Here is a 12,202-nt window from a genome sequence, read left to right as displayed (position 1 = left end):
AGAGCAGCTAAGGGTGCGACGTTCCGCAGACTGGTTTGTCCTGTTTTCCATCGCAGACCCCTTTCCCCCCTGCCCGCCTCATGCGCTGAAGCTGAGGGCCTTGATGAGCGCGGCAAGCAAGGAATGCGGCAAAGTCGGTCCGCGTCCGATGCCGAGATATTCATCATTGTCCCGCGAGGCCGATTTTCGGAGCGTGCAGCGCCAATGGCCGTTCGGCAACGTTGCCGTGCCCTTGATGGACACGCTCCATCCGGGCCGCGCGGCGTAGATCAGGGCCAGCACCTGATCGGTGGAGTCCAGATCGGCGCGCGTGATGTCAAGCTCGGAGCTGAGTCCGTTGATTACCGACAGGACGCGGTCGGCCAGATCCTCCTCGAGGACGAGCGCCGCCTCAACGTCTTCCGCCAGTGTTGCGAGTTCCATGTTCATGACGTTCTCCTTCCATGGCTTGGGATCACGATGCAGGGTTGCGCGACGGTGAGCGTTGACAGAGATCAATGTTCCAAAGCGTGCCCCGGATAAACTGTCTCCAGATCCAGGCACGCGAGGTGAGTCCATGACACCGACGAAAGAGGTCATTTCCTTCGACAATTTGCGCCGCGAAGACGTCGCTCTGGTCGGTGGCAAGAATTCATCGCTGGGCGAAATGGTGCAGGAACTGGGAGCGAAGGGCATTCAGGTGCCGCCCGGATTCGCGACCACGTCCGACGCGTACCGGATGTTTCTCGAAGCGAACAATCTGACCGAGGCCATCGCGGCCTTCCTCGCGGATTACGACGCGGGCAAGATCAGCCTGCACGTCGCGGGTCAGAGGATCCGGGACACAATCATCACCGGCGATTGGCCCGCATCGACCGAGGCTGCGATCCGGGCCGCCTATCAGGATCTGTCCAAACGGGCGGGTGTGCAAAACGTGTCTGTCGCGGTCCGCTCCAGCGCCACTGCCGAGGATCTGCCGGATGCCAGCTTTGCCGGGCAGCAGGAAACCTATCTCAACGTGTCAGGCGAAGACGATCTGCTGACGGCGTGTCGCAAGTGTTATGCTTCGTTGTTCACGGATCGCGCGATCACCTACCGCAAGCTGCGCGGGTTCAATCATCTTGATGTCGCGCTTTCCGTCGGGGTTCAGCAGATGGTGCGCTCCGATATCGGCGGGTCAGGTGTCATGTTCTCGATCGACACGGAAACCGGTTTCGACAAGATCATCCTGATCAGCGCGGCCTGGGGCTTGGGCGAAAACGTCGTTCAGGGCGCGGTCACGCCGGACGAATTTCAGGTCTACAAGCCCTTCCTTGCCAGGGCGGGCGTCACGCCGATCATCGAAAAGAAGCTCGGGGCGAAAGAGATCAAGATGATCTATGCCGGAAAGGACGCCCCGAGCCCGGTCCGCAACGTGCCCACCTCGAAGGCCGAACGCGGTCGGTTCGTTCTTTCGGACGATGAGGTGCTCGATCTTGCGCGGCAAGCCGCCACCATCGAAGACCATTACGGGCAGCCGATGGATATGGAATGGGCCAAGGATGGGAACACAGGCCAGCTCTTCATCGTGCAGGCGCGCCCCGAGACGGTGCAGTCGCGGGTCGCTGCCGGAACATTGAGACGCTACACGATCGGAGCCCACGGCCCGGTCGTGACCACCGGTTTGTCCGTGGGCGAACAGGTCGCGACGGGGCGGGTTTGTCTGATCGAGGACGTGAAGGACATCGACGATTTCGTGGACGGCTCGGTCCTTGTCACGTCGACCACGGACCCCGATTGGGTGCCCGTCATGAAGCGGGCCTCGGCGATCATTACCGATCACGGCGGCAGAACCAGCCACGCGGCCATCGTCAGCCGCGAACTGGGGGTTCCCGCCATCGTCGGCTGCGGGGATGCGACGCATGTCCTGCACGACCAGCAGGAAGTGACCGTATCCTGCGCCGAGGGCGATGAAGGTCAGGTCTATGAAGGCCATGCCGAATTCACGATCGAGGATTTGAACCTCGATGCGGTGCCGGACACCAAGACGAAGGTCATGCTCAATCTCGCCAACCCGGCGATAGCCGCGCGCTGGTGGCGGCTTCCGATGGACGGGGTCGGACTGGCGCGGATGGAATTCGTGATCTCGAACACGATCCGCGTGCATCCGATGGCGCTGCTGCATTTCGACGACATCCGCGATGCGGACATACGGCACGAGATCGAAACCCTGACCCGGGGATACGACGACAAGGCCGAGTACTTCGTGGACCAACTGGCGCTGGGACTGTCCCGGATTGCCGCCGTCGCCTACCCGAACCCGATGATCCTTCGGCTGAGCGACTTCAAGACGAACGAATATGCCGACCTTCTGGGCGGGCGGCAATTCGAGCCGGTCGAGTCCAACCCGATGATCGGGTGGCGCGGCGCGTCGCGGTATTATGACCCGGCCTATGTCGATGGGTTCCGTCTTGAATGCCGGGCCATCCACCGGCTGCGCGAACAAGCGGGGTTCGACAATGTGCTGGTGATGGTTCCGTTCTGTCGCACCCCCGAAGAAGCGGACCGCGTTCTGGCGGTGATGGCCGAGGAAGGGCTGGTGCGCGGGGCAAACGGATTGCAGATCTACGTGATGTGCGAGGTTCCGTCGAACGTCATTCTTGCCGAAGACTTTGCCAAACGGTTCGACGGGTTTTCGATAGGATCGAACGATCTGACCCAGCTGACCCTTGGCATCGACCGGGACAGCGACAGGCTTGCGCCGCTTTTCGACGAGCGCCATGCCGCCGTTCAGTGGATGATCCGAACCGTCATCGAAAAGGCCCATGGCGCCGGGGCGAAGGTCGGGCTGTGTGGTCAGGCGCCGTCGAATTACCCGGCGTTTGCCCGCACGCTGGTGGAGTTCGGCATCGACTCCATATCGGTGACTCCGGACAGTTTCCTGAAGGTCAAGACGCACGTCGCGGATGCAGAACGTGAACGATGATGTTGCGGTGTGAGTGATCCGATCGAAACACATTTGAGCCACGCCTTTGCTCTTCCCGCGGCCGATGTCGCGGCGAGGCTTAAGGTGGATCCGGAGCAAGGCTTGAGCGACGCAGACGCGGCTGCGCGGCGCGTCCGGTACGGCCCGAACCTGCTGGGGCGTACGCGGGCGAAAAGCCCGTTCCGCATTCTCGTGCATCAGTTCAACAGCATCGTGGTCTGGCTTCTTGCCGCTGCGGCCGTGCTGTCGATCATGTTCGGCGATTATGTCGAGGCAGTGGCCGTCATCCTCGTGCTTCTGATCAACGCGACCATCGGCTTTGTCACCGAACTCCGGGCCGCACGGTCCATGGAGGCTCTCTACGCGATTGCCGAGGTCGTCGCTCGGGTGCGCCGGTCGGGCAAGGTCTTCGACATCCCGATCCAGGATCTGGTGCCCGGTGACATTGTGCTGCTCGAGGCAGGCGACCTCGTGTCGGCCGATCTTCGACTGGTCTCGTCCTCGAACCTGCATTGTGACGAATCCACGTTGACGGGGGAATCCGTACCCGTTCCGAAAACCGTGAAACCGGTCGCCAAGGAAACGGTGCTGAACGACCGGACGTCGATGGCCTACAAAGGCACGGCGGTGACGCAGGGGGCGGCGGAGGCGGTGGTCGTCGCCACCGGCATGGACACCGAAATAGGGCAGATCGCACGGCTGATCGAAAGCGTCGATGACGAGGCCTCGCCCCTTGAAAAGCGCCTTGACCGCTTGGGCCATCGGCTGATCGGTCTCACATTGGTACTGGTGGTCCTGACGGTTTCGCTCGGGGTGCTGAGGCAGCAGCCCCTTGCCGACATGATCCAGACCGGTGTGGCGCTTGCCGTGGCCGCCATCCCCGAAGGCTTGCCGATCGTCGCAACGCTCTGCCTTGCGCGGGGCATGTTGCGCATGGCGCGGCGCAACGCGCTGGTGAACCGGCTCTCGTCGGTCGAAACGCTGGGATCGACCAACATGATCCTGACCGACAAGACCGGGACGCTGACCGAGAACCGGATGGAGGTCGAGCGCTACGTCCTGCCGGACGGCCCGGTCGAGATGTCGGGCAAAGGCGCCCCTGCCCGGTTGGACGACGCATCGCTGAGATGGGCGCTTTGCGTCGGATCGCTTTGCAATTCCGTCCCGGCGGGGGCTGAAAACAGTACCGCGACATCGGCGGACCCGATGGAGCTTGCCCTCTTGCGGGCGGCACAGATCGCGGGGTTCGACGCGCTGGTGGATTGTGACGTCGGCGACGTGACGAAAACCTACCCGTTCGATCCCGACCGGCTCATGATGGCGACCGATCACCACGGCGGCGACGGCGGCATCCGGCTCGTCAAAGGTGCACCGGAGGCTGTGATCGCGCAATGCGCGTCGATCTTCACGCCATCCGGTTCGACGGCGATGGATGATGCAGCAAAGGCGCTCTGGCTGGCCAAGACAAGGACCGAAACGGCGCGAGGTCTGCGATGTCTGGGGCTTGCCAAGCGCGGCGTTGACGCCTCGGACAGCGATCCGTTCGAAAACCTCGAGTGGATCGGTCTCGTGTGTCTTGCCGATCCTTTGAGGGAGGACGTGCCTGCCGCCATCGCGGCCTGCCGGGGTGCCGGGATCGACGTCGTCATGATCACCGGGGATCACGCGGAAACCGCTGCCGCCATCGCTGTGGAGGCCGGGATCGTGGACGCCGATCCTGACGTGGTGGAAGGCCAGCTGCTACAGGATTTCGATCCGAAACACCCGGATTCCGCCCTCTCGGAGCGCCTCAACACCGCACGGGTCTTCGCGCGCTTTGCTCCGGCGAACAAACTGGCCCTTGTCGCGTTTCACCAATCGCAGGGCAGGATCATCGCGATGACAGGGGACGGGGTGAATGATGCCCCCGCGCTCAAGAAGGCGGATATCGGCATCGCCATGGGCGAGCGCGGCACCCAGGTCGCGCGGGAAGCGTCGGATATCATCCTTCTGGACGATGCGTTCGGCACGATTGCGGACGCGGTCATGCAGGGCCGCATCATCTTTGCCAATATCCGGAAATTCGTCGTCTACCTCATGTCCTGCAACGTGAGCGAAGTTCTTGTCGTGGCGTTTGCCCTCGGGTTGGGGATGGCGGCGCCCTTGCTGCCGTTGCAGATCCTGTTTCTCAATCTCGTGACGGATGTGTTCCCGGCGTTCGCGCTTGGTCTGGGTCAGGGCAATGCGACGGTCATGAAGGAACCACCGCGCGATGCCAGCGAACCCATCGTGGACAGGAAAACCTGGGTCAGGATTTCGGTGCTTGGCCTTGTGATCGCGTGTTCAACGCTTGGGGCCTACGCCCTTGCCCAGTTCCATCTCCAGCTTGGGCAGAGCGAAGCGATCACGGTGGCTTTTCTGACGATTGCCCTGGCGCAGCTTTGGAACGTCTTTAACGTTCGCAAACCGAACGACGGGTTGTTCCTGAACGAGATCACGCGAAACATCTTCGTCTGGCTCGCGATCGCTCTGTGCCTCGTGTTGATCGCCGGTGCCGTCTGGATACCGGGGCTCTCACTGGTGCTCGATCTGCCACCGCCAAACCTCGCGGGTCTTGCGGTCGCGGCTGGGATGAGCGTGGTGCCGCTGATCTTCGGGCAGGTGCTCATCGCGTTTTCGGCGCGATGAGGTGCTGCTACAGAGCGCGTGCTGCCGCGCTGAACCGATAGCTCAGCTTGCGGACCATTTGTGACCCCCCGAGCGGTTCTCAGGTCTTCTTCATGGCTGCCATGATCTGTGCCTGCGTGTCAGCCGGAAGCGAGTCTATCGCGCGCGCCATGGTGGCTAGGTCTTGCCGAGCCGCGTGCAATTGGTCGATGAGCGAGATCACGATGCCCAAAGCCGTCTCGTCGAGATCAAGGTCATGGGACAGATCACACAACAACTCCAATCGCGCGATATCGACGCGGCGGTAGATATAGCCGCTGCTCTCGCGTTCGGGACGGACGAGTTCGCCCTCGACAAAGCTCACGAGTTGGCTTCGCGTGAGGCGGGTTACGGTGGTGACGACATCGTCTTCGGAAAATCTGTCGGTCATGCGCTGGCCCTTTTCATCAGATCAACACGCGGATCATGGCTGTGCGTCTTGCGCCATTCCTCGAGAAAATCGCGCAGGCCCGCGTCGATGGTCGGCGGCGTGACGATCTTGAGCTCGACGCGCTGATCGCCCTTCGTCTTGCGGCCCGCCCGCTCGATCCCGCGACCGCGCAGTCGCAAGATCTGACCGGAATTCGCGCCTGCCGGGATCGTCAGACCGACGGGTCCGTCGATGGTCGGTGTCGTGACCTTGCCGCCGAGCACCGCCTCATCGAGCGTGATGGGCAGCGTCAGCAGAATATCGTCGCCCTCGCGGCGGAAAACCGAATGCGGCTGCACAAAAACGGTGATGAGCGCATCCCCGGCAGCACCGCCGCCGTATCCCGGCGCACCCTTGCCGCGGAGCCGCAGGGTCTGGCCATCCTCGGTCCCTTTCGGGATCTTGACGGCAAGGCTCTGGCCATCGGGGAGCGTGATCCGCGTCTCAGCACCGCGGGCGGCATCCAAAAACGGCACGTTGAGCGAATAGCGTGCATCGGCACCGCGCGCCGAAAACCCGCGATCGCCGAAATCGGCACCAGAGGTGCGACCCCGGTTGCGCAGGATTTCCGCGAAGATATCCGCCGGATCGACATCGGGGCCGAACCCGTGCCCTTGCTGGTAGGTGTTGTCGGAGGCGTCGGCGAAATCCCGGTAATATTGCCGTTGCGGACGCTCTGCGCCTAGGCCGTCGATTTCGCCGGCATCGTAGCGCGCGCGGGTTTCGGGGTCTTTCAGGATCTCGTAGGCGGCCGAGATCGCCTTGAACCGGGCTTCGGCCCCGGCATCGTCGGGATGCAGATCGGGGTGGCTGGTGCGAACCAGCTTGCGATATGCCTTCTTGATCTCATCGGCAGTGGCGTCCTTGGTCAGACCAAGTGCTTTGTAAGGGTCGTTGGACATCCGGGCTCCCTGTTTTCGAAAACCGGCGCTTTATCGGGCGGACGGTGCGAAAGCGGATACTATCCGCGCAAACTGCCACGACCACAACCGACCCGTCGCTGATCCAAGTCAATGCGGGAAAGGCGTTCGAGCCTATTCTGCCGGTGGGAGGGTCTGACTGGAGCGATTGCTCCGATCCTGTACTGGTGATTGGGAAGGACCGACCGTGGCCGCTGCGGAAGATGAAAAAACGAGGAATAACAACGGGTTTTCGCCACAGTCCGAGGCATCACCGGGCGCGCGCGTTCCCGCGTTGCGTCCCGCTCAACCAGCGCCTGCCCGCACATCACGATTCTGGGTCTGGGCAGCAGTCGCGCTGATCGGGCTGGTCATTGCTGCGATTGCGACGTCGCAGTTCTGGGCGCCGCGCCCGACGCCCGTGATCGTCGAAATCGCCGAGCGCGCGCCAGTGACACGCGTTCTTGCGGTCAACGGCCGGATCGCCGCCGTGCATTCGGTCGACGTCAGCCCCACAGTGTCAGGAACGCTGGTGGAGCTTCCCGTCGCGGAAGGCGATGTGGTGGAGACCGATCAGGTTCTGGCGCAGGTTGATGCGGCGGCACAGAACGCGGCGGTCCGGCAGGCGATGGCGGCGCTGGATGCTGCCATCGTGGCGCAGCAGCAGGCGTCCGAGGATTACGACCGCGCGTTGTCGCTTGGCGGCACGATCGCCCGAACGACGCTGGAGGCCAACGCCTTTGCCTTGCAAGCGGCGACGCAGGAGGTGGCGCGGCTGACCGCGTTTTTGGATCAGGCGCGAATTGCGCTCGACACCTATACCCTCCGGGCCCCCGCGGCGGGCACGGTGCTCGAACTCGATGTCGAAATGGGGCAGGCTGTCAGCCCCTCCACCCGGCTGTTGACCTTGGCCGATCTGAGCGAGCTGGTGGTCGAAGCGGATGTCGACGAGGCGTATGCGACGCAGATCGAAACCGGTCAGGCTGCGGCCCTGCAACTGGCAGGGCAGACCGGAACCCATGACGGTCACGTCAGCTACGTGTCGAACCGCGTGAACGCCGCGACCGGAGGGCTGGCCATCGAGATCAGCTTCGACGAAGCCGTCAGGGCCCCGGTCGGCTTGACCGTCGCGACGAATATCATCGTCGAAGAGCGCGACGCGGCGCTCACCGTTCCGCGCACCGCTTTGGTGAACGGAAACGCGGTCTTCGTGGTGGTGGACGGCGTGGCCGAAGCACGATCCGTGGGCGTCGTGGATTGGCCCGCCGCCCGTCTGATCGCGACGGACGGGCTTGTCGAAGGGGACGTGGTGATCGTCGACGCGGCGGGGGTCGCTGACGGTCAGGTTGTCTCGGTGGAGCGGCCCTGATGCTTTACGGTTTGAAGATCGCGACACGCTATCTGACCGCGAACAAGGCGCAGACCGCCTTGCTCGTGGCGGGCGTGGCCGTGGGTGTGTTCATCTTCATCTTCATGTCGGCGCTGATCGGGGGCTTGGCCGAATTCATTCTGTCGCGGACCGTCGGGGACCTGTCGCACATCACCATCGAGGCCGAGACGGATGATCCTGCCCTGCTGATCTCGCCCGAAGGTCATGTGCTGGTCGTGGCCGAACGCGGGCGGACCCGTACAGCCACGTTGGCCGAGGCCGCGACATGGCTGCCGCTGATCGAGGAGGTGAGCGGCGTGCGGGCCGTGTCGCCACAGATCACCGGCGCCGGGTTCCTGACACGCGGGGCGCAGGTGGCACAGGTGAGCGTTACCGGGCTCGAGCTGGGGCGCGAATCCGCCATCCTCGATCTGGCAGGATACATGGTCGACGGCGATGTGCGGGTGGGTCCTGGCTTGATCTCCCTCGGGCGTGATCTTGTCGATGACCTTGCCTTGTCCCTGGGGCAGACGGTGCGGCTGGAAAGCTCCAAGGGTGTTGCGGCGATCCTGACGCTGAGCGGCATCTTCGAGACCGGCAATGGTGCGATGGACGGCGCACGCGCCTTCGTCAGCCTGTCGACCGCCCGGACATTGTTCGAGATGCCACAGGGGGTGTCTCAGATCGAAATCAAGCTCAACGATCTGAATGCCGCCGATGCCACCGCCCTTCGGATCCGGGCTTTGACGGGGCTTGACGCGGTGCCCTGGACGGACGGCGCAGAGCAACTCATGGAGGCGCTGAACGCACAGGCCCAGACCGGGTATTTCCTCAAGACCTTCGCGCTGATCACCATCGTGATCGGTGTCGCCTCGGCGCTGTTGCTGTCCACGTATCGCCGCCGCCCGGAGATCGGGATCATGCGCGCGATGGGTGCCGGACGCGGTTTCGTTCTGTTCGTATTTGTCACGCAAGGCGCCTTGATCGGATTGATGGGCGGCATCACGGGCGCCGCTCTGGGATACCTCGCGCTCTTGCCCTTTCCGCCGCGAGAGGCGTTCCGACCGGGCATGCTGCCGCTGGACATCACACAGGGGTCCTATGGTCTGGCAGTCACTCTGACGGTGATCGGTGCGATCCTCGCCTCGATCCTGCCCGCCCGATCGGCCGCCCGGGTCGATCCTGTCACGGCGATCGGTCAATGAGCACGCTTCTGGAGGTCCGCGATCTGGTCAAGACCTACGGCACGGGCGAGGCCGCGACGCGGGTGTTGCGCGGGTTGTCCCTGCACCTCGACACGGGCGAAATGGCGGCGCTTCTGGGGCCGTCCGGGTCGGGCAAGAGCACGCTTCTGACCATTCTCGGCACTTTGATGAAACCCACTTCCGGCAGCTATATCATGTTGGGTCAGGACATGATCGCCGCGGATGACACCGCACTCACCGACTTTCGCAACGCCCATATCGGGTTCGTGTTCCAATTCCACAATTTGCTGCCCGACTTCACCGCGCTGGAAAACGTGATCTTCCCTACGGCCGTGCGCGAGGGCCGCGAAACGCCTCAGGCGCGCGACCGGGGGCGGGTTTTGCTGACGCGCATGGGGCTGGCGGAGCGGATCGATTTCCCCACGGCCAAACTGTCGGGCGGGCAGAAGCAACGGGTCGCGGTGGCCCGTGCCCTGATGAACAGCCCCGAGCTTGTGTTGGCGGATGAACCGACGGGCAACCTCGACCGCGCCTCGGCGATGCAAGTGATGGACCTGATTTCGGAGATCAACCGGGAGGAAGGGACGACTTTCCTCATCTCGACCCATGACGAGAAGATCGCCGCTGTCTGTCGACGGCAGATCGTCGTTGGAGATGGTGTCGTGACGGGTTAGAGCCTCCCGTCTACGCCGCGAGCGCCCAAGGATAATGAGCCACGCACGCTAAGGAGCTTCGCAGGGTCATATCTGGTGAACGTAGGTTCCGGGAGCCGGGACGAGTGGCACCAACCCGGACTTCGGCGCCCCCATAGGTGGAGGGGCGGAGCGTCCGCTGCTTCTCTCACCAAGCCAGGCTTTCCAGGCCGGCCACCACGATCCCGGTTGCGGCGCATTTTGTGCGAACCACGCATCCGGTCCGATATAGAGCGCCCCGGCAGGACGGTGCGAGACACGGTGATGCCCGCGCTCTGGCTCAGGCGGGTTGACGATGCCACTGTTATGACCGCCGCTGGTCAGGACGAAGGTGAGGTCGCTGTCGGTGAACAGCTGGGTCTTGTAGATCGATTTCCACGGCGCAATGTGATCGGTTTCCGTGCCGACGGCGAAGATCGGGGCCGAGATATCCTTCAGCGCGATCACCCGTCCCTCGACCGCGAACCTGCCTGCCGTGAGGCGGTTTTCGAGGAACAGTCCACGCAGGTACTCGGAATGCATCCGCGCGGGCATCCGGGTCGTGTCGGACACCCAGACCCCCATATCTGTGGGGACATCCTGCTTACCGAGGAAATAGCGCCGGACCGCGCGGGAATAGATCAGGTCCTCGGACCGGATCGTGGAAAAGGCGCGCGCCATTTGCGGGCGGTCGAGATAGCCCTTTTCCCACATCATGTCCTCGAGAAACGCGATCTGGCTTTCATCGAGAAACAACAGAAGCTCGCCCGCTTCAGCGAAATCCACTTGGGTCGCCATGAGCGAGATCGAGGCGAGCCGGTCATCCTTGTCGCGGGCCATCGTGGCTGCCGCAATGGCAAGGATCGTCCCGCCGAGGCAGTATCCAACCGCATGAACCTTGCGTTCCGGCACGATGGCATTCACCGCATCGAGCGCCGCGATCACTCCGCGCTTGCGGTAATCCTCAAGCGACAGATCGGCCTGACTGGCGGTCGGGTTGCACCACGAAATCATGAAGACGGTAAAGCCCTGCTCCACCAGATACTTGACCATGGAGTTCTGCGGCGAGAGATCGAGAATGTAGTATTTCATGATCCACGCCGGAACGATCAGGACCGGTTCCGATTGTACGTTCTCGGTCTTTGGCGCGTATTGAATCAGTTCGAACAGGTCGTTGCGAAACACCACTTCGCCCGGTGTACAGGCAAGATCTTCGCCCACCTTGTAGCCGTCCGGGGCGGGTTCGTGGATCTGCGCGACGGTGGTCACGACGTCATGCGTGAAATTGCGCGCGCCGTCGACGAGGTTCCGGCCGCGCGACTTGCGGGTTTCTTCGATGATCTCGGGGTTGAGCGCAGGGAAATTCGATGGTGACCAGAGATCGAGGAACTGGCGCGCCATGAAACGCGTCCTGTCTGCATCTTCGGCGCGCAAGCCACGCATGTGGTCCGTGGCGTAATCCCACCAGTCCTGAACCGCGAGGAAGCCCTGCTGCATGGCCTTGAACGGCGGTGTCTTCCACCCCGGATGGCGGAAGCGGTGGTCATAGGGCTTCGGCGCGAACGCGGGGGCCGTTTCCGATTTGGGGGCAATGGCCTGCCCGACAAGCTTGGCCATGTTCTCATGCGCGCGTTCGGCCAATTCAAGCTGGCGTCCCGGAGACCGGGCGAGATGCACCGCCCAATCGCTCCATGCTGCGATGAAGGCATGAGGCGAGACGCCAGCGGACATATAAGCCACTGCCGCGCGGGAGGCGCGATCCAGATTTTCGTGCGGGTGCGCGTCTTTCTGCGTCACCTGCGGGGATGGCGGTGTCGCGACCACATCGGGAAGCGAAACCCGTTCGGCTTTCGGGACAGGTATCTTGGATTTCTGTCTCTTCTTGGTCATCCGGGTCTTTCCAATGCTGCTGTGTCTGATCTCAGGTCGCGATCTGCATGAGGGCGCTGGCAAGACCAGCGAGATAGACATGCCGTACTTCGCAAGAAATTGGCACAAC

9 protein-coding genes are annotated in these 12,202 nt (G+C 63.0%); 5 read left to right on the top strand and 4 right to left on the bottom strand.

Features of this window, described 5'->3' with window-relative positions:
* Positions 1-78 precede the first annotated feature (78 nt).
* On the bottom strand, positions 79-429 hold the full coding sequence (locus tag Q1B16_RS04795; protein ID WP_299785081.1) for a hypothetical protein: 351 nt from the start codon (positions 427-429) through the stop codon (positions 79-81).
* A gap of 127 nt (positions 430-556) precedes the next feature.
* Here Q1B16_RS04795 and ppsA point away from each other — a divergent pair, with 127 nt between their 5' ends.
* On the top strand, positions 557-2,944 hold the full coding sequence (gene ppsA / locus Q1B16_RS04790; RefSeq protein WP_299785080.1) for a phosphoenolpyruvate synthase: 2,388 nt from the start codon (positions 557-559) through the stop codon (positions 2,942-2,944).
* 9 nt (positions 2,945-2,953) lie between these two features.
* Positions 2,954-5,611 carry a cation-transporting P-type ATPase gene (locus Q1B16_RS04785; RefSeq protein ID WP_299785079.1) on the top strand — a complete coding sequence of 886 codons (2,658 nt, stop codon included), beginning with the start codon at positions 2,954-2,956 and terminating at the stop codon, positions 5,609-5,611.
* A 79-nt stretch (positions 5,612-5,690) separates the two neighbouring features.
* Here Q1B16_RS04785 and Q1B16_RS04780 read toward each other — a convergent pair whose 3' ends face one another.
* The gene (locus Q1B16_RS04780; protein WP_299785078.1) at positions 5,691-6,020 is read right to left on the bottom strand and encodes a chaperone modulator CbpM; all 330 of its coding nucleotides are present in this window, start codon (positions 6,018-6,020) and stop codon (positions 5,691-5,693) included.
* Complete coding sequence (locus tag Q1B16_RS04775; protein ID WP_299785077.1) at positions 6,017-6,961, bottom strand: DnaJ C-terminal domain-containing protein; 945 nt, start codon at positions 6,959-6,961, stop codon at positions 6,017-6,019. Before Q1B16_RS04775 ends, Q1B16_RS04780 begins: the two co-directional genes overlap by 4 nt.
* Positions 6,962-7,166: 205 nt before the next feature.
* Between Q1B16_RS04775 and Q1B16_RS04770 the strand changes: the two genes are divergently transcribed.
* Genes Q1B16_RS04770 through Q1B16_RS04760 form a run of 3 tightly spaced genes read left to right on the top strand, consistent with a single transcriptional unit; the run spans position 7,167 to position 10,206 of the window.
* A complete protein-coding gene (locus Q1B16_RS04770; RefSeq protein WP_299785076.1) occupies positions 7,167-8,327 on the top strand; it encodes an efflux RND transporter periplasmic adaptor subunit in 1,161 nt (386 codons plus the stop codon).
* Positions 8,327-9,532 carry an ABC transporter permease gene (locus Q1B16_RS04765; protein WP_299785075.1) on the top strand — a complete coding sequence of 402 codons (1,206 nt, stop codon included), beginning with the start codon at positions 8,327-8,329 and terminating at the stop codon, positions 9,530-9,532. Before Q1B16_RS04770 ends, Q1B16_RS04765 begins: the two co-directional genes overlap by 1 nt.
* Entirely contained in the window at positions 9,529-10,206 is a 678-nt protein-coding gene (locus tag Q1B16_RS04760) for an ABC transporter ATP-binding protein (RefSeq protein ID WP_299785074.1), read from the top strand. Before Q1B16_RS04765 ends, Q1B16_RS04760 begins: the two co-directional genes overlap by 4 nt.
* 66 nt (positions 10,207-10,272) lie before the next feature.
* Here Q1B16_RS04760 and Q1B16_RS04755 read toward each other — a convergent pair whose 3' ends face one another.
* The gene (locus tag Q1B16_RS04755; RefSeq protein WP_299785073.1) at positions 10,273-12,093 is read right to left on the bottom strand and encodes an alpha/beta fold hydrolase; all 1,821 of its coding nucleotides are present in this window, start codon (positions 12,091-12,093) and stop codon (positions 10,273-10,275) included.
* Between the last annotated feature and the right edge of the window lie 109 nt (positions 12,094-12,202).

The sequence above is a fragment of the uncultured Marivita sp. genome, assembly GCF_947488135.1.
Taxonomy (GTDB): domain Bacteria; phylum Pseudomonadota; class Alphaproteobacteria; order Rhodobacterales; family Rhodobacteraceae; genus Marivita.
The sequence above is the reverse complement of the archived record's forward strand: the minus strand, read 5'-3'. Positions and strand labels throughout refer to the sequence as shown.